At 54.9% G+C, this 18142-nt stretch carries 19 protein-coding genes; 3 read left to right on the forward strand and 16 right to left on the reverse strand.

Annotated elements, in window-relative coordinates:
* Positions 1-11: 11 nt before the first annotated feature.
* The 13 genes from CLH61_RS17090 to CLH61_RS17155 all read right to left on the reverse strand — a co-directional run bounded on the left by CLH61_RS17090 (position 12) and on the right by CLH61_RS17155 (position 11755).
* Positions 12-1910, reverse strand: coding sequence for an NADH-quinone oxidoreductase subunit 5 family protein (locus CLH61_RS17090; RefSeq protein ID WP_099615968.1), 1899 nt, complete (start codon positions 1908-1910; stop codon positions 12-14).
* Entirely contained in the window at positions 1907-2218 is a 312-nt protein-coding gene (nuoK, locus tag CLH61_RS17095) for an NADH-quinone oxidoreductase subunit NuoK (protein WP_091855030.1), read from the reverse strand. The genes CLH61_RS17090 and nuoK overlap by 4 nt, the downstream gene beginning before the upstream one ends.
* Complete coding sequence (locus CLH61_RS17100; RefSeq protein ID WP_091855032.1) at positions 2215-2751, reverse strand: NADH-quinone oxidoreductase subunit J family protein; 537 nt, start codon at positions 2749-2751, stop codon at positions 2215-2217. The genes nuoK and CLH61_RS17100 overlap by 4 nt, the downstream gene beginning before the upstream one ends.
* Positions 2751-3647 carry a complex I subunit 1/NuoH family protein gene (locus CLH61_RS17105; RefSeq protein ID WP_099615969.1) on the reverse strand — a complete coding sequence of 299 codons (897 nt, stop codon included), beginning with the start codon at positions 3645-3647 and terminating at the stop codon, positions 2751-2753. The genes CLH61_RS17100 and CLH61_RS17105 overlap by 1 nt, the downstream gene beginning before the upstream one ends.
* A complete protein-coding gene (locus tag CLH61_RS17110; protein WP_099615986.1) occupies positions 3644-4588 on the reverse strand; it encodes a Ni Fe-hydrogenase III large subunit in 945 nt (314 codons plus the stop codon). Before CLH61_RS17110 ends, CLH61_RS17105 begins: the two co-directional genes overlap by 4 nt.
* 942 nt (positions 4589-5530) lie before the next feature.
* Entirely contained in the window at positions 5531-5896 is a 366-nt protein-coding gene (locus tag CLH61_RS17120) for an NADH-quinone oxidoreductase subunit A (RefSeq protein ID WP_228152685.1), read from the reverse strand.
* A 149-nt stretch (positions 5897-6045) separates the two neighbouring features.
* The gene (locus CLH61_RS17125; RefSeq protein WP_099615971.1) at positions 6046-6462 is read right to left on the reverse strand and encodes a hypothetical protein; all 417 of its coding nucleotides are present in this window, start codon (positions 6460-6462) and stop codon (positions 6046-6048) included.
* A gap of 114 nt (positions 6463-6576) precedes the next feature.
* Positions 6577-6795 carry a hypothetical protein gene (locus tag CLH61_RS17130; RefSeq protein ID WP_099615972.1) on the reverse strand — a complete coding sequence of 73 codons (219 nt, stop codon included), beginning with the start codon at positions 6793-6795 and terminating at the stop codon, positions 6577-6579.
* Between the two features lie 27 nt (positions 6796-6822).
* The gene (locus tag CLH61_RS17135; protein ID WP_099615973.1) at positions 6823-8178 is read right to left on the reverse strand and encodes an APC family permease; all 1356 of its coding nucleotides are present in this window, start codon (positions 8176-8178) and stop codon (positions 6823-6825) included.
* 11 nt (positions 8179-8189) lie between these two features.
* Positions 8190-8546 carry a hypothetical protein gene (locus CLH61_RS17140; RefSeq protein WP_099615974.1) on the reverse strand — a complete coding sequence of 119 codons (357 nt, stop codon included), beginning with the start codon at positions 8544-8546 and terminating at the stop codon, positions 8190-8192.
* A 141-nt stretch (positions 8547-8687) separates the two neighbouring features.
* Positions 8688-9437, reverse strand: a complete 750-nt coding sequence (locus CLH61_RS17145; RefSeq protein WP_099615975.1) for a copper resistance protein B — start codon at positions 9435-9437, stop codon at positions 8688-8690.
* On the reverse strand, positions 9434-11143 hold the full coding sequence (locus tag CLH61_RS17150) for a copper resistance system multicopper oxidase (RefSeq protein ID WP_099615976.1): 1710 nt from the start codon (positions 11141-11143) through the stop codon (positions 9434-9436). Before CLH61_RS17150 ends, CLH61_RS17145 begins: the two co-directional genes overlap by 4 nt.
* A gap of 84 nt (positions 11144-11227) precedes the next feature.
* On the reverse strand, positions 11228-11755 hold the full coding sequence (locus tag CLH61_RS17155; protein ID WP_099615977.1) for a cupredoxin domain-containing protein: 528 nt from the start codon (positions 11753-11755) through the stop codon (positions 11228-11230).
* 200 nt (positions 11756-11955) lie between these two features.
* Between CLH61_RS17155 and CLH61_RS17160 the strand changes: the two genes are divergently transcribed.
* The 3 genes from CLH61_RS17160 (at position 11956) to CLH61_RS17175 (ending at position 15503) form a co-directional block, all read left to right on the forward strand.
* Complete coding sequence (locus CLH61_RS17160) at positions 11956-12621, forward strand: response regulator (protein ID WP_099615978.1); 666 nt, start codon at positions 11956-11958, stop codon at positions 12619-12621.
* Positions 12608-13936, forward strand: coding sequence for an ATP-binding protein (locus CLH61_RS17165; protein ID WP_099615979.1), 1329 nt, complete (start codon positions 12608-12610; stop codon positions 13934-13936). The genes CLH61_RS17160 and CLH61_RS17165 overlap by 14 nt, the downstream gene beginning before the upstream one ends.
* Positions 13937-14813: 877 nt before the next feature.
* A complete protein-coding gene (locus CLH61_RS17175) occupies positions 14814-15503 on the forward strand; it encodes a hypothetical protein (protein ID WP_099615980.1) in 690 nt (229 codons plus the stop codon).
* Between the two features lie 2 nt (positions 15504-15505).
* Here CLH61_RS17175 and CLH61_RS17180 read toward each other — a convergent pair whose 3' ends face one another.
* The 3 genes from CLH61_RS17180 to CLH61_RS17190 all read right to left on the reverse strand — a co-directional run bounded on the left by CLH61_RS17180 (position 15506) and on the right by CLH61_RS17190 (position 18133).
* The gene (locus tag CLH61_RS17180) at positions 15506-15805 is read right to left on the reverse strand and encodes a hypothetical protein (RefSeq protein ID WP_099615981.1); all 300 of its coding nucleotides are present in this window, start codon (positions 15803-15805) and stop codon (positions 15506-15508) included.
* A gap of 767 nt (positions 15806-16572) precedes the next feature.
* The gene (locus tag CLH61_RS17185; RefSeq protein ID WP_081496573.1) at positions 16573-16839 is read right to left on the reverse strand and encodes an EAL domain-containing protein; all 267 of its coding nucleotides are present in this window, start codon (positions 16837-16839) and stop codon (positions 16573-16575) included.
* 133 nt (positions 16840-16972) lie between these two features.
* On the reverse strand, positions 16973-18133 hold the full coding sequence (locus tag CLH61_RS17190; RefSeq protein WP_041654924.1) for an NAD(P)/FAD-dependent oxidoreductase: 1161 nt from the start codon (positions 18131-18133) through the stop codon (positions 16973-16975).
* Positions 18134-18142: the final 9 nt, after the last annotated feature.

The raw sequence follows: 18142 nt of genomic DNA on the forward strand, positions 1-18142 counted from the left end.
ACGGGTTTCCTCTAAAAGCTCGTCGATGATGCAAAAAGCAGAACAGCCAATGTGACGGCGATTGCGACCGCACTGATCGCCAGGCTTTGGTGGATGAGGCCGCTTTGGAGGTTTCGGGCTCGTGCACCCAGTGCACGCACAGCCGCCACCAGGGCGAAAATCAGGCCGTTGATACGGCGTTCATCTCCAAACCGCACATAGGTCGCGACCCTCAGGCTCACCCTGCCCACGCAAAGCACAATCTTGAACAAGCCCCGCTCCGCTCGCTCGCTCGCAGAGGCAAGGAAGAGACCGGCGCGCCCAAGAGAAAGCACAGCTTCATACAGACGCCCTTCCAAACGCTCACATCCTCGGGCCACAGCCATTGCGGGCCTACCGACCCAGACCGTAAGCCCACCGCCAACGGAAAGTCCGCGTCGCGCCCACGGATAAACCGGCCCTAGCAGGCGGGGAGCCGGCACGAGCCAGCCCAGGCCGAGGCCGCACGCGGCAGCAAGAAGCCCAAGGAGCACGGCCAATGTGCCTGCGGTGACGGCGGGCAGATCAAGAACGGCCTCGATGGGGCCGAAGGCCAGGCCGAGAATCGTGGCAGGGACCGCCAACCCCCAAACGCCCAAAGTCATCCAGGCACTACCGGCAACCGGGCGGGTTTCTCCGGAGCCTCGCCATAGCAGGCACAAGGCCCGGGCCATATAGCCGCCGGTCAGCAGGGCACCGGCCAGCGCCAGGGGGCCGAGCCAGGCGGTGCCCTGCGCAGACAGGGCGGCGGCGATTACCGCGTCCTTGGAAAAGAACCCACTCAGTGGCGGGATACCGGCCAGTGCCAGCGCTGCCAGCACAAAGCCGGCAAAAGTCCAGGGTCTGTCACGACCAACACCCTCCAACTGATCGAACCCGGTACCCCCGCGGGCATGCTGGAAGTCTCCGGCGGCAAGAAACAGGGTGCTCTTGATGGCGGCGTGGGCGAGCAAATGCAGGAGGGCCGCCAGCGGAACGCCGGCTCCAACCGCAACCAGCATCAAGCCATATTGACTGGCAGTGGAAGCGGCAAGCAGGCGTTTGAGATCACGCTCGGCAAGTGCAATAACTCCGGCCGCCACCGTGGTAACGCCGCCGACAAGTCCGACGACGAGCAACACCTCCGGTGTCAGCAGCGGGGCCGAACGGATCAGCAGGATGGCACCCGCCGCCACCAGGGTGGCCGAGTGCAGCAGCGCCGAAACCGGTGTCGGCCCCGCCATCGCGCGCATAAGCCAGTCCTGCAAGGGGACTTGGGCCGACTTACCCATGGCGGCCAGCAGCAACAAAAGCCCCGCGGCAGTCGAGGCACTGCCGCCGGCCTCCAGGGAGGCGGCAATCTCGCTGGTACCGGCCGACCCAATCAGCATAAATACCGCCACGTACAAACCCAGATCGGCGCTACGAGTGTAGAGGAAGGCGCGACCGGCGGCATCCGCGGCCTCGGGCCGCTGGAACCAAAAGCCAATCAGCAGGTAACTGCACAAACCGATCAACTCCCAGACCGCCAGCAACAGAACCCAGTCGCCGGCCAGCACCAGCGACTGCATAGCGGCCAGGAACAGGGACATTACTGCGTAGAAGCGGCACAGGCCGGACTCCCGCTTCATATATCCGACTGCATAAATCAGCACGAACGTGCCCACGGTGGCCACCGCCACCGCCAGCAGTGCTGTCATAGGTCCGGCGACCAATCGAAGTGGCATTTCCGGCAGACCGGGCAGAAGCAGGGTTTCGGTCTGCCCGCCGGCGACCCGGGCCAGTAGCCAGAGGCTGCCGCCCAGACTTAACGTCGCCCCGCCGAGGGCCATCGTCGCGAGGCCCCGGCGCAGAACCAGCAACGCCAGGGCGGCGATCAGTGGTGGCAATATCGGTAGAAGCACTGCACTCATCCTTTCAGGTCCCCGGCTTCTTCCATTTCAACCGAGCCCTTGGCCCGGAAACGCGCAATCGCGACACCGAAGCCAACCGCCATTTCGACCGCCATGACGGTCATCACCACCAGCACGAACATCTGGCCGGAGTAGCTTTCGGGGTGCAGAAAACGCCAGAAGGCGACCAAGTTCACCAACGCGCCTGCAAGAATCAGCTCCACCCCCATCATGATCATAACCAGATTGGTCTGGGACAACGCGCCATAAACACCAATACCGCACAGGATTGCACCGGTTACAAGCGCCACGATCAGGACGAGAGTCATTCCGTATCCTCCTTGTCAGCACTATTGGCCGTCGTTTGCACCGGTATCGCCACCGCCGTGGCCGCAATCATCGCGGTCAGAATAGTGATACCGGCGGTTTCGAAGATCAGCATGGAGCGACCCAGCAATTCCATGCCCAGCGCCCGTGTCTGCATCGCCGCATCCGGCGCCTCGGCCGTTACAGGTCCCCAATCGGCCCAAAACGCGACCACTATCGCAACACCGGCAGCGACCACGCCAGCGCCAATTGAAAAGCGCTTCTGGTGGGTCATATCCATGCCCCCCATCCCGCCCGGGTCCATCATGAACATCACCATGAAAATGGCCATGATGCTCATCTCCGTCGCCATCATCATGATCTGCAGCACTCCCAGGAATTCGGTCTGCATCGCCAGGAACATGCAGCCGACGGCCGTCTGTGAAAACAGCAGAGCCAGCGCGGAACGAACCATGGACGAGGTGCGAAACACCACCACGCCGAAGCCGATGGCAGCCAGCCCGAAAACAGCAACGAAAAAAGCCTGAGCGTACATTAGGGAACCACCAGAACCAGTAAACCGACAACAATGATATTGAGCAGGGCCAGGGGTATCCCCAGGATCCAGCACCACCTCATCAGATCCGCCTCGCGAATGCGCGGCAGATACCGACCCGCCAGGAGCATCGACACGGCCACGGCCAGGGTCTTGATCAGGCTCCAGGCCCAGGGCGGCAGCAGCGGCCCGTGCCAACCGCCGAGGTAGAACACCGTGGTCGCGGAAGCCAGCGTGATCACCAGCGTCAGCCTGGCCAGGCGCAACACCGCCAGGCGCACGCCGGTGTATTCCGCGTCCACACCCCCGCCCAGTTCCCCGGGTGCGGTTGGCAGATCAAAAGGCGCACGAAACGCCAGCGCCATGGCGGCAATGAAAAACAGCACGAAACCAAGCGGCTGATAGACAATGTTCCACAAGCCGTCTTGGGAGACAACGATCACCGTGGTCACCAGGGATTCGGCGCGCATCGCCACCGCAGTGATGGGCATGACAATAAGCATGGCGTAGGCGATGAGCTGGCCAAGGAATCGCCAGCCGCCGATCATGGCGTAGGCGCCATTCGGGCCCCAGCCGGCCATGATCAGCGCCACCAGCACATAGGCAAGCGCCGCGTTGATGAACAGCGCACCGGTAGCCAGATCCGCGATCACCAAGGTCGGCGCCAGCGGCAGAACCGCCGCGCCAAGCACCGCGACGATCAGCAGTAGCACCGGCGCCGTCTCGAAAAAGATCCGGTCCGGCGTACGCGGCACAATGGATTCACGACCGAGGTATGCCAAGCCGCTGAGCAGAGTCGCGGTCAGACGCAGGCGGCCGGTTGTCGTCCAGCCTTCGATCACGGCGAGCAGCCAGACACTACCAAGCAACGCAACCAACACGACGGCTAAGTTCACACGAGCACCTCCCAGGGCGATAGGTCAAGTGATCCGACCGCCACCAGTGCGTCACCCAGCTCCCGGCCCTCCACAAGCGTTGCCACCAGACCGATATGGTGATTGCAGGCGGTGTCCAACCTGTAGGATTTCACCTGGCCGTGTTCCAGAATCAGGCTCAGTTGAGCCTCGCCGCGCGGGGTTTCCACGGTGGCCTCACCGGTGCCTGATCCACGCCCGATGTTTCGCAAAACAGGTAGCCCCGGCTCCCCGGTTGCCTTGATGTAGTCGAGGCTCGTGATGATTTCGTCCAGGCGCTGCCACAGGCGCGCCCAGGCATCTCCGGCGTCGTCAGCAGCGCGCGCCACGGGGCCACTCAGGCCCGCAGTGCCCGATGGCAGTATGCCGATCCCCTTCAATCGCGATTTGAGCAAAGGCGTTCGCCCAAGACGAGCCGCCAATGCATGCAGAGCGGGCGTCAGTTCCAAAAGCCGTTTTCCACTGGCGCGGCGGATCTCCAGTTGCAGGGTTGCGGCACGATCCGTCAACCAGGCGAAGCCGAGCTGGCGCCCCGTTTGCGCCAGCCAACCCAGGTGACTGGCGATGCGCTCACATTCAAGCGCCACGGCCCGGGCCTGATCGGTTGCCGAATCGTTCTCAAGACCAGCCGCCCGCTCGATTGCCAGGCAGGCCAGCAGTCGGTAGCTCACGCTGGCCAGTGGCATGGCCGACGCCAGGCGCTCGATAAAGGTCTCGGCGTCGATCTCCTTGCCTTTTTCACTCTCATTGATCATGCCCACCAAGGATGTGGCCTGTCCTTCTGTTACGCCGTCACCGTCAAGAGTCAGCGTCAACTTGAGCCCACCAGGCAGACCGGGGAAAACCGGACCGAACGGCACCTCCATCCAGTCCATCGCCAACCCGTCGGCACTACGAGGCAGGTCCTTGGTCACTTCAATCATGGACATGAATCCCGAGGCGCCGTGGTCATGCCCACCATGATCATGACCACTATGACCGTGACCTACATGATCATGGCCACCATGTTCGTGGCTATCATGACCGTGCTCACTGTGATCATGCCCCGAATTTTTCTCCTCCGCGTCGCCGTCGGACTCATCGTGCTGGTGCTTGTGTCCGTGATCATGATGGTTTTCGTGCGAGTGCTGATGACCCTCGTGCTGCTCATGATCGTGCTCATGCGAATCATGATGTTCATGGCAGTGACCATGATGACGTTCTTGTTCATGGTGTTCGTGCTGCTGCGCATGATCATGATGCTGGTGTTCGTGCTCATGGTGCCGGTGCTCGCGATGATCGTGCCCATGGTCATGGTCATGCTCGGGGGCCGGCTCCCCTGCCTCCCGGGCGACCAGGTCCATGCCACACTTGGGGCAACTACCCGGCTCGTTCTGGACAACATCCGGGTGCATGGGGCAGACATACTCGATCCTGGCGTGCAGAACAGCGGCGTCGAAATCCTCGGGAGAGGAGGCAAAAGCGCCTTCCGCCAGCGCCCGTCTCAGCCGGTCAACCGCGTCGGTCAGTGCCTCTTGCGAGATACCTGAGGAAACATCGGCGCCCCGGTAAAGATGACGGTACCGGTCCGCCCAGCACAAGGATGGCGCGCGGCCGGGGCATCTGCGCGTAGAGCACCGCCACGGCCTCGCTCATTTTTTCTGAAAGCCCTCCAATGACCAGAAGCACACCTGAATCGCGAGGTGTGGAGGTGATGCGCATACCTGTCGCAGCAACGTCCAAGCCGCACGCCAACGCTACTTCCGGCCCCAGGATGATCAGACAACTCAGGTCGTGCGCCAAGGCACGAGAGACCCACTTCTGAAGCACAGAGACTCGTTTCAGCCACTGACGTGAGCCCGTATTGCGGATTTCTGGATTAAAAGTCATTGCCGCCCAAGAGCCCCTTGGCTCCAGCCGTAGAGCAAACCAAGAAAGAGAATGGCAAGAAACACGCCCATGTCATACAAAGCGACTAACCCTACTTCCCTGTATACAACAGCCCACGGGTACATGAACGCCATCTCCATGTCGAAGGCCAGAAACAGCAACGCGTAGCCGTAGTACCGTGCATGGTAGCGTCCCCAGACCGGGTCTCGAGACAAGGCTCCGGAACTCGCCGGCACATCCTTGCCCAGTTCCCGGTGTGCCGGGCCAATGGCACGGGCAAGCCCATACAGAGCCAGAACGGTAGCTGCAATGCTGAGCACCAGGGCAAGCAGCAGACTGTACTGCTCCAAAACACTCATCATCTAACCCTCAAGTCGCTCAACCGAATATGTCCTCCGATTATTTTCTCCAGAGACAAGATCAATATGGACTTAACTCGCTTCCTGGTTCCGCATGGGCGAAACGTACTTCCTGAGTGAATAGAGGCTGAATCACTCGCCCCCAGATATCCCTACTCCAGACCATGATGCTTCCCTTCGTATAACTTAACGTTCCTGATCTTGCCTCCTTCATTGACCAATTCGTAAGCGTTGCCGGACAAAGGCTTTATTTGATTGCAAGAATAATCGCGACCGTACACTGATGTGCAAAACCTACCGTCTTTCACCTCCCACGTTCCGATATAGTGGGTAAGGTTTCCCTGCTGTTCGCGATATTTGGTCATTCCATAGATCGAACCATCAGGATCATAGTACTCATGAAAAGTCCGAGTGCGGAAAGTGTCCTGAGCATCTCGGAATTCCATTTGCACCGTGTTTCCGACGACAACACTAGCAACATCTTCGCCCGAAAGAGCCTCTTCAGCGTGCAAAAATGGCACTTGCAAAAACATCAAACATACGAACAATTTTAGATTTCTTGCTTTCATCTCGTTGTCTCCCGGTTTCATTCAATAATTGTCGTCACATGGACGACAGCATTAAGTCGTATCGTAGGATTGTGAAAAAGAGCTCAACGCATCAGTTGAATTGCAACACCCCATTTATTTCCCACTACGTTCAACAGGCCAGTCACTAAAAGCGATGAAGTAGAGAAGAACCAGATTGACGATGGGGATAAGTATCAAGACGCCCATCCACCCCGGATATCCCGTGCGCTGGCAAATACGCCAGGCCGGTATCACTACCACAATGCCAATCACCAGCATCCAGAGCCAGTGGCCTGCCCACATTGTGTTGCCAAACATATCGCCTTCCATCATGGTACGGTCCTTCCGGTTAACTGCTAATTAGTGGTGATCATGCACATGAGATTCATCACGTCCCGACTGTCCGGTTTCCTGGAACCTTTTCAGAAAAATCTGCTCCGCAGCGGCAATAACAACCATCGTGACAACCGCAACGCCAATCACAAACGGGTCAGAGTTCAGTTTGACCCAGACAAAACCTCCAAGTACGAGCAAATCCAGGAGGATAGCAACCGCTGGCACCCACGCCTTTGCCTTCACATCGCCGCGTAAATAACGAAGGACTCCCCAGTGAATGGCAATATCCATTACCAAATAGAACACGATACCTAGTGCTGCAATCCGGGAGAGATCAAAGAAAGCCGTCAGAACCAGTCCCAGAACCACGGTGTAAACCAGCGTGTGCTTTTGGATACTGCCCGGCATACCGAAATGACGATGGGGAACCAGCCTCATTTCGGTTAACATCGCAAGCATCCGTGAGACCGCAAAAATACTGGCCAGAATGCCGCCGGCGGTGGCCATCATGGCAATGGCAACCGTGAACCAGACCGCGTACTCTCCCAGAGCTGGGCGCGCTGCGGCAGCAAGCGAATAGTCCTGCGTTTCGATGATTTCAGCCAGCGACAGGTTACTGGCCACAGCAAAACCAACCAGGGTGTAAATTACCACGCAGGCCGCGATGGAAATAATGATGGCTCGCCCTACATTCCGCTTGGGATCTATCACTTCGGAACCGCTGTTAGTGATCGTAGTGAAGCCCTTGAAGGCGAGTATTCCAAGTGCCGTTGCACCCAGGAAATTACCCGTTGCTCCGGCTTCGCCCGTGCTTGAAAAGTCGACCAACAGACTGTCGGCAACCCATACACCCACGACCCCGAAAATCAGTATGCCTCCGATCTTCAGGATGCCTATGAAGGAGGCCACCCCCTGAATCATTCGGTTACCGAGCAGGTTGATCAGAAACGCTGCCAGGATCAGGGACACGCCGAGAATGGGCACCATGCGACCGCTTTCATCGCCACCGAACAGCTGCATGGTGTAGGAACCAAAGGTGCGCGCAAGAAAGCTCTGGGCGATCACCATCGAGAAATACATCAGCAGGGCGTTAAACGCCGTCGGCAGCCGGTTTCCATAAGCCTTGTGAAGGTACATGCCAATCCCACCAGCTGACGGGTAGGCATCGGAAATTTTAATGTAGGAATAGGCACTGAAGCTGACGATTACCGCCGCAGCCAGAAACGCCAGCGGAAAAAGCACGCCGGTCATCTGTGCCATCTGCCCGGTCAACGCAAAGATACCGGCGCCAATCATGACGCCGGTACCCAACATAACCGTTCCTGCAAGTGTGAGACTGCCTTCCTTGTAGCGAGTAGTTCTGTCCTGCTCCCTGCTCATCTAACCTCCAGCTATTTTCGTTTCATGGGCGGGATCTTTGAACAGCAAAACGGATCAAGTTTGGCATTGGCACGTACGTTATCATCTGTAAACCGGTACCACGCCAGTTTCCGTTTAGTCCACCACCCCCCCTTCAACCGACCGCCATGTGCTTCAATCGCCTCCAGCAACTCATCGGTGGACCAATGGGTTCCATCGAAGGTGACTTGCAGTTGGTTATTTGCCTTGCGTTCGGCAAAATCTACACAGGGATGATGGTTGAGTTCGTGAATAAAATCAGACCATTCGCCCTCTTCAATACCTTCAACGGCAAGTTTTCGGCGCAGCAGAAACTGCTCTTGGTTCGATGCTTTGTGTGCTTTAGTCATGGGAGAAACCTCTTAGCCTTATCATCTCCCCTCTATGACAACATGCGGACCTGAACTGCGACTGAAAATCAGTGAGGGCTTTCGATGAAATTGATGTACATCAAAAAGAGAGCCAGGACAAAACCTGGCTCGTTATCCCAATCAGAACGCGATGCGGGCACCGATGACGGCAAACCAGTCTTCTGTACCGCCGCCTTCGGCTTTAGCGAGATCTGCGGTATCGCCGTACTTGCGCTCATGCACCACGCCCACGTAAGGCGAGAACGCACGATCGATCAAGTCATAGCTTAACCGGAGGCCAGTTTCGGTGGAAACCAAGCCTTTACCCACGCCAATTTCCTCGTCCTCGCTGAATGCTACCGTTGCATCCAGCGTCGCAGACAGGATCCAGTAGTTGGTGAACAGCAATTCGTACTCAGCGTCCAGTTCAGCTGACGTATCGCCATCCTTGCTGACATACAGATTTGCATCGATCTCAAACCATTGGGGCGCCAGCCCGGCCACACCGAGAACCGCATACGTACGGTCCGGCCCCTCGGGCGTATCGAAACGCACGCCCGCTTTGGCGTCGAAGAACTTGGAGATAGGGATCTGGCCGACCAGCTGGTTTTCCAGCGTTTCGTAGGCCTGCTCCTCTATCTCGTACTCCCCGGTTGTGAGCAGCCGGACTTTAAAGTCGTCGGTGCCATAGAAGGCATCCGCATTCCAAACGCCCAGCTCCTCGTCATCGTCGCTGTAGCGGTACTCAAATTCCTCGAATTGAACGCCCCAGGTTGTGAGCGGCTGTTTTCGAGCGGTCGTGTCGGAGATCATTTCCTGAGCTGTCACCGCCGTTGAGACACCAATAGAGGCAAGGAAGCTGACTGCGACAATTGATCGAATACAGCTCATACCTCACCTCCATCTTTGGCAATCACGTCTGTTTTGGCCTGCGTCGACTCTGGCCCACCTTCAACAATGACCTTGCGGAACATACCAGCGGCCGCGTGATAGGACAGGTGACAGTGGAACGCCCACTGACCGGGCGCGTCGACCTCGGTTTCCATGTAAACCGTGGTGCCTGGCTGCACACTGACCGTGTGCTTGATCGGGTTCCATTGGTCTGCACCAACATCGAGAATGGACCACATACCGTGCAGGTGCATAGGGTGAGTCATCATGGTCTCGTTCACGAATTTGAAGCGAACTCGCTCACCGTATTTGAGACGAATTGGGTCTGCGTCTTCGTACTTGACGCCATTAATGCTCCAGGTATAGCGCTCCATATTGCCGGTCAAACGAAGCTCAATTTCCCGGGTCGGTTCGCGGTCTTCATACAGTGGATCTTGGGCCTTCAGGTCAGCATAGGACAGGAACTTGCCGCCATTGGCTGCCGTGGGTACAAGGCCACTTCCCTTGGCGTAAAAGGGGTCGCTTTGGCCGCCTTTTCCCATCGCCATGGAACCATGATCCATGCCTTCCATGTTGGAATGATCCATTCCGGACATCCCTTCTGAGCTATTCATATCCATGTCGCCATGATCCATACCGGCCATGTTGCCATGGTCCATGCCGGGCATACCGCTCATGTCTGCCATAGTCAGGCGCGCCGGATCACGCAGTTGCGGAACAGCCGCTTCCATACCTTCTTCGGGGGCCAACGTTGCCCTGGCATAGCCGGAACGCCCCATGGATTCAGCGAAAATGGTGTAGGCCTGCTCATCTTTCGGGTGGACGATCACATCATAGGTTTCCGCCACACCGATCCGGAACTCGTCCACGTTAACGGGCTGAACGTTGTTGCCATCGGCCTGTACAACCGTCATGTCCAGACCGGGAATCCGTATGTCGAAGTAGGTCATGGCCGAGGAGTTGATGAACCGCAGCCGGATGCGTTCTCCGGGCTCAAAAAGGCCAGTCCAGTTCTGCTCGGGACCTTTGCCGTTGATCAGGCCCGTAAAGCCCTGCAAGTCCTCAACGTCCGCTTTCATCATGCGCATATCGCCCCATGCCATCCGATCTCGGACAGTATTCATCAGACCGTTTTCGGACACGTCCGAGAAAAACTCGCCCACGGTTTGCTGCTCACGGTTGTAATAGTCCGGCATCATTTTCAGGTTGCGCATGATGCGGTCACCGGAATGGGGGTGCTTGTCAGTCAGCTGCACCACGTATTCACGATCGTAGCGGAATGGCTCACGGCCCTCGGGCTCGATGACAATGGCACCATAGGCGCCGTCCGGCTCCTGAAAACCAGAGTGGCTGTGGAACCAGTAGGTGCCTGCCTGCTGGATAGGAAACTCATAGGTAAAGGTTTCACCCGGCTTGATGCCCGGGAAACTGATACCAGGCACACCGTCCTGGTTAAAAGGAAGGATCAGGCCGTGCCAGTGAATGGACGTCATCTCATCCAGGTTGTTGGTCACGTTGATCCGGACGTTCTCGCCTTCCTTGAAACGCATTACCGGTCCCGGAGATGCGCCGTTGTATCCAATGCCTTCCTTCACAAAATCGCCGGTATCAATTTTTACCCGGTCGACCGTAAGGTCGTATTCGCCGGCCAGAACCATGGCTGGCATCAGCAGGCTCAAAAGCCCTGTCAAAAAGCGCGGTTTCATCTGTTTTGCTCCGAACTACACGTCATTGAAGCCGGGCCGAGAAACGTGTCTCAGCCCCGCGCTCGCGGACCTCAGTTAAGCGAGTTACTCGAAATTGACCTCACCGTACATCCCGGCCTGATAGTGGCCCGGCACGTTGCAGGCAAATTCGATATTGCCTTTATCAGAGAACTTCCATACCACTTCTTTACTTTGGCCCGGTTCCAGCAACACGCTGTTCGGGTCGTCATGCTTCATGGAATGGCCATTCCCCATATCCATATTCATCATGTCGTGGTTCAGCTTGCCGCCCTGGATGACGCCATGCTCAACCATCATCATCATTTCCTTCTGATGGGCTTCGTGCATATCCGGGGTGCCGATGTTGAATTCATGCACGAGGTTGCCCTTGTTCTCTACCACAAAACGCACCGTTTCACCGGGTTTCACTTCGATCGCTTCCGGCTCATAGTAGTTGTCGTACATTTCAACCGTGATCGTGCGGGCAGCTTCGGACGCTTTAGCAGGTTCTCCGCTGCTGGCTCCGTGCCCACCACCGTGGGCTCCTGCTGCAAAAGCACCCGCTGACATAGAAAGTGCCAAACCCGCCACCACAAACTTAGATGTATTCATATCAACTTCTCCCAAGGAATCAATTAGTAACAATCAGCTGCGTATCAAGCCAACTTGATCGATGTCTAAAATCACTATACACCATCGCCTACCAACCTGAATTCTTACTGAAAATTCGAAAAAAAAATTTATTCAGGCTGAGTTCAGGATAATTGGAGAAACTACTGCGAAATTACAGTCGCAGCTAAAAAGGAAAAACAATGCGTTTACTACTGGTTGAAGACGATCAATTACTCTCACGTAGCCTTCTGCAACAACTTGAGAAGTCGGGGTTTAGTGTGGACGCGGCTTATACAGCAAAGGAAGCAATGGCTCTGGGTGAACAGGAGGAATACCGGGTTAGCATATTGGATCTAGGACTACCCGACGGCAATGGTCTAGATATCTTGAGAAAGTGGCGCGCCAAACACATTGGTTTTCCAGTATTAATCCTGACAGCACGCGATGACTGGCACGATAAAGTGGCTGGATTGAAGGCCGGGGCAGACGACTACCTTGCGAAACCCTTTCAGACCGAAGAGCTAATAGCGAGGCTGAATGCTATTGTTCGCAGAAGTGAAGGGAGAACACATTCATTGGTTAAGGCAGGTCGCTTTGTTCTGGATGAGAATCGTCAATATTTATCGGTGGACGATGGAACTGAACATCCACTTACCGGCACAGAGTTTCGTCTCCTGCGCTGTCTGATGAGTAAGCCGGGCCATGTCTTTTCAAAAGACCAATTGCTGGAGCAGCTTTACAGCCTCGAAGATAGCCCGAGCGCGAACGTTATCGAGGCATATATTCGGAGGCTGCGAAAACTGGTGGGAAATTCCACAATATCAACCCGACGCGGACAAGGCTATATGTTCAATGATCAAGTTTAAGAAACCTGCTTCTGTAAAAGGCGCCCTGCTTGCACTGCTGCTGCCCGCAGGTGTTGCCTTGATGGGAATTGCCTGGTTCACACATGGTGTTTTACTCGAGAGATTGTCCCGTGAATTTATCACGGACAGGCTAAGAGAGGAGGTTTCGTTTTTAGAGCACCAGATCCGGGACAGTGACGGAGCCTTCGACGAACTCAAGACGGGCGATTACTTTCAGCGCGTCTTCCACCATGCTTTTGTGCAACACTCCGATTCCAAGACCATCATTTCGCCGGAATCGTGGAAGCCGCTCCTGGCGCCGCTAATCAAATCGGAAAAAGAAGGCACTATTCGGGTCGAGAATTCTGAAATAACAGAGGGTCCAGCCGACATTTTGGCGTATCGAAGTTCCTTCGTCGCAAACGAAAAATCGTTTGTGGTTATCGTTGCAGAAGATCTCGGCGCATTGAAGAATAGCCAGGCAGAGCTACATGCATGGACAGCAATCGCATCTCTTTTACTTATCTCGTTACTAGTTTGTGCAATCTGGTTCGGAATCAATCTATCCATGCATTCTGTCACACGACTCAAGGCGTCGCTGAAAAGACTTCAGGATGGGAGAGTCTCACGTATAAATATGACTGTCCCCGAGGAGTTCCACCCTCTCGTCGAACAGTTGAACCAGCTGCTTGACTCACTTGATCAACGATTGGAGCGCTCGAGGAATGCGCTGGCAAACCTATCCCACAGCGTTAAAACTCCGATTGCGTCTGTCCAACAAATTCTCAGCGACACTTCTACGCCGCTAGATAGCGAGTTAAGGCAGCAAATAGCTGCGCGTCTCGGAGATATTGACAAACAACTTGAAGCTGAAATGCGCCGCAGCCGGTTTGCTGGGCCGCAGGTAGGAAAAAGCTGCTATCCAGTAGAAAAAGCACGGGACCTTCTGTGGATGATGGGAAGACTATACCCGGCAAAATCATTTGAGTTATCAAGTTCTCTCCCAGAGAATAGCCGTTGGCCAATTGAAGAATACGACCTATCTGAAATACTGGGGATCGTGCTGGACAATGCGGGGAAGTGGTCACATAGAGAGGTGGAGCTAATATTGGAACAACGCGGCCCCTCAAAACGAATTGTCGTGACAGACGATGGTCCCGGCGTTGAGGAAGCTGAATTGAGCAAGCTTGGTCAACGAGGATTAAGGCTGGACGAGCAGACTCCGGGCCACGGGCTCGGCCTTGCAATCGTTCAAGACATTGTTAGCCGGTATGGTGGGAAGATCGTCTTTTCAAATCGCCCACGGGGTGGATTAAAGGTCACGATTGAATTTTGAATTCACGGAAGTTAACGAGTGGGTTATCGCGCCTGAAAAACTCTGACAACTCTACCCTTAGCAAGAACCAACGCAGTCAAACAAGTACGATTTGCCACATAACCGCACTGGCCTGACGGTGGCAACCATTCAGCGGGACCACATGCTCGATGTCGATCTCATTGCTGTTCTGGATGACTTTGCCTGTGAACGGACTGATTCAGCGGCCCGAAACCACTCTGCAACGACGTTCATCTGCAAGCCGGACCTTGGTCGTGGATTGTGCAATCAATGCCTCAGTACGGCTGTCTTGACAATTGCCATCGGCGTCTTCCCAACCTTGCCCGAACGCAGACCGTTCGTAGCTTTGTAACTTGCCTTTCTGCTCTTGGACCTGTTGAACCGAGGCCAAAGAGACACCATCCGGAAGTTTACCGCCTGAATCCAGGCAGGCATCAACAGAGTCGTAGGGTTGATATTTCTTGATTCGCTCATACCAACTTCCTTGCGGTGGATGGCAAAGGCCGCTGCTCGACTTTTTATATTGGAAGCATGAGCCGGAGCACTGATAAGACCTGCTACCACAAAAACGAAGAGGGGAAGGATTCTTAAAGCGCAAACCATGATGTGTAAAGGCTCTCTCAAGTGTAAACTTACGGAAGGCTGCACACGTATGGTCCCTCGCAGCCTTACACTCCATGGACGATGCTTCACTCCTAGGAAGCGACAACGATTGACCGAAGGTCGGTGTTTCCAGTTTGCAGCCCAAAGAGGCTGAGAAGTTTATTGACCATTTTCGATTGCAGCAAGCTGACGTAGGCCTCAGAGTAGAGCAGGCGACGCCTGCTTGGCTGCGTACTATCTTTAACGTGATTTGGACGGGAAAGATCGACTATCCATGGCTATTAGCTTTTATGAAAAAGGGGAGCTGACCTCTGGCTTCCACGGTTGGCGAGTTGTTGCCACCATCCGAGGCAAACGCTATCAGAAGTATTTCTCTCTTAAGAGGCCGAACAACAGAATTACTCAAGAACTCTGGTACCAGTATCAAGAGACCAGGGCCAAGTACTATGAGGCCCGTTACATGGCCCGCTCCGCAGCACTTCAATATCTGGATTTCATTGGAAAAGACCATCCCTCAACCCTCCCCTGTCGCGGTGTTGGCTTCCAGGGCATCACGCTTGGCATCGGAAGCGGGAAAAGTGCTGCACAGGAAACCTGCTATTTCTCCGTAAACAAACGAGGAGCTGCTAACAAATTCTACATAGATGAGCGGGCATCTCTATCTCAGGCCTGGGAGCATGCCGTAAAACATTGGGGAGAAGTCTTCAATATCCGACCCAAAGACGTAGCTAAAAAGCTCGAACAGGTTCCCAGTCCTGATCAGTTCAAATCGCTTCGAAAACAACTGAACAATCATGAGGGCTGCGACTATCAAGCCAGCGTCCTCCATCATGTTTACGCCGAACAACGTAGCCAGCTGGAAAAACATAAGGCTAAGGCAACCACCAGAGGAAAGCTCAACGAGGATGATCTTCTGGCAATGTACGCGAACCTAGAGCGCCAGGTGTCAGAGTTTCGGAATTAGATCTATTCAGTGTCTTGGCCGAAGGACCGGCCCAGCGCGTCCGGTTTAGACGAAAAAACCCTGACCATTGGCTGTCGTCCTTCCACGACGCCAACAATTCTGTCATATCCGATGAAAGCCCCTACCATGTAGACACCGGGGCCAAGCCGTTTGTAGGGCTCAAGAATCATCGTTCGCCAAGCTTCGATATCCAATAGAACCGACTTTAACTCTGGAACTAATCGTAGAATCCTGCGGTCCGCCACGCCGAGCCAATGAGAAAGCTCAATATTATCTTCTGTAACGATGCCGACGGTTTCCATTGACGCAAACGCTTGAAGGGTGGCGTAGTCATATTGTGTCGGCGACGAAACTCCGTCCTCAGCTCGCTAATCCCGTTCACGTGGATTTCCAACTAGTAAGGTCAGATGGCAAATACCGTAACCTTTCCAAAGGCAATGCGGACAGTAACCGATGCTCATTGAGAGTGATGGAACACCTCTGACCCAAAACTGTATACTCGAACATTATTCTGATAATCCTGATTGACTAGGTCAAGATTGGGTCGATCAAAGGGTGCGAATTGTCACAAGCGGGGGTGGTGCCAAGTCTCTCCTTGGCGCGTCACACCACTGGGCAGATGTCGCGTTTGCCTAGCATCCGTGCCGGCGTTGAGTCCCGGTCGTCCTGACCAGCTGACTCGGCCCCAACCCTATCATTGTCAATGCAGGATTCGTGTGAGATATATCTTAAAGCTGCGTAGGATCCTGAATTGGGCGTGGCGGCGACTGTCCGACCAGGGATGAGGAGGATTAACAATCAACCTGTTTCGCAAGGTAGGCTCTACCGACCTTCTTTGCATATCGAGTCTAATCTACCGACATATGCCTGAAGTCGTTAATTGAGAAAGACTCAGAAACAAGTTTAAACAATGAATCAGCCAACTGGTCATGCCGCTATAGCGTGGTCGGAAATTGACACAACAAATTATCCTGTGGTCGCAAAGCGAACGTTCAGATGGTGCGATAACGCCGGCGCACACTAAGCGTTCGGTGATCCCAAATTGATTCGATGACCACCATCGGGCCAATTAAACCCAGTCAGTAACTTGTAGGTACTCCTCGCACCTTTTGACTGAGAGCGGCTTAGCATATAGATAGCCTTGTCCCGCATCACAGCCAAGGATTCGGAGATGGTTTTCTTGCTCTTTGGTCTCAATTCCCTCGGCCAGTACATCGAGTCCTAGGCTATGTCCCATCTGAATAATCGCTTTGGCAATTGCTCCACTTTCCTGGTCGTTAGGTAAGCCCCGGGTGAATGACTGGTCACTGTGGCCATCACAGCTGGGCTGGGCGATTCTGTATCTCCTGCTCTACAGCAGAGCTTGTGGGAGGGCCAGAATCCCCCTGCAGCTGGATATGCTCAGTCACGAGGCTCGACACATAGAAATCTCAGAGATGAGAATGAGTTGCATCCCATCTCGCTTACACTTACCCGGAGAGAGCTTTAGATAGCTTGGCTTGCCGGGTGGGAAGATTGACCGTTTCAGCTGCGATCATCCGGTCTCCGGAAAAGAGCCAGAATTCACAGGCATTGTCACTCTCTGTGGGACGCCGCTGAATTCGGTCGTATCCAGTGGCGATTCCAATACACTGGACTTTCATGCCGTTGAGATCTGACCAAAAACGAGGAGGAGAGGCAGGCGGAGACGGTTTACCACAAATATGAGCCGCCGCAATTTGTGCTTGAAGCATGGCATTGTGAATAGTTTCTATTCGGATGGGTGTATTGGTGGAAACGTTGACGGCTTTAGCGCAATCTCCGATCGCAAATATGTCAGGGTCAGAGCTACGCATGCCGCTGTCTACTATAATACCACCGTCGCAATCCAGGTTTGCGTCTTGCGCAAGTTCAGCATTGGGGATGGCTCCTATACCGATAACAACGACGTCTGCGGGTTTCGTAGTGCCGTCGGACAAACGGATACCGGAAACTCGGTCTCCCTCAGTGAGAATCTGGTTGACGCTAGCATTGAAGTAGAACATTACGCCGGCGGAGGCCATGCGGTTTCTGACAAAATTACTTGTTAATGGTGACGCTACTCGACACATCGCTCGGCTGTTGGCCTCAAACACAGAGACTTGTTTTCCCTGTAGATTGGCAGCGGAGGCGACTTCAAGCCCGATAACACCCGCGCCGAGAATGGCCACCTTCTCGCATTCCGGGGCTAACAGGGCATTACGTAATGCGGCGGAGTGGTCAAGATTCCTGAGATAGAAAACATTTTTTGCGCTCTCACCAGGTAAATCAATAGGACGTGGCCTCGCTCCTGTTGCCAAAATCAGCGTGTCGTATTTAATTTTCCTGCCGCCTTGAATCACTACTTGCTTTGCCGATCGTTCAAGCGCTATTACTTTACCGCCTTGTTCAAATTCAACTTTGTTGTCCCGAAAGAAATTAGGAGAACGGATCGGAGTTGGCGAGGGCAACTCATCTGAGGTCAAATAGGCTTTGGACAACGGGGGACGCTGGTAAGGCAGCGTGTTTTCCTCGCCCAAAATGGTAATCGTTCCGTCGAATCCATTCTGGCGGAGAGCCTCTGCGGCGGTCAGGCTGGCTATTCCAGCGCCAATGATAACTATTTTTTGCATATTCGCTCG

The sequence above is a fragment of the Marinobacter profundi genome (assembly GCF_002744715.1).
GTDB classification, from domain to species: domain Bacteria; phylum Pseudomonadota; class Gammaproteobacteria; order Pseudomonadales; family Oleiphilaceae; genus Marinobacter; species Marinobacter profundi.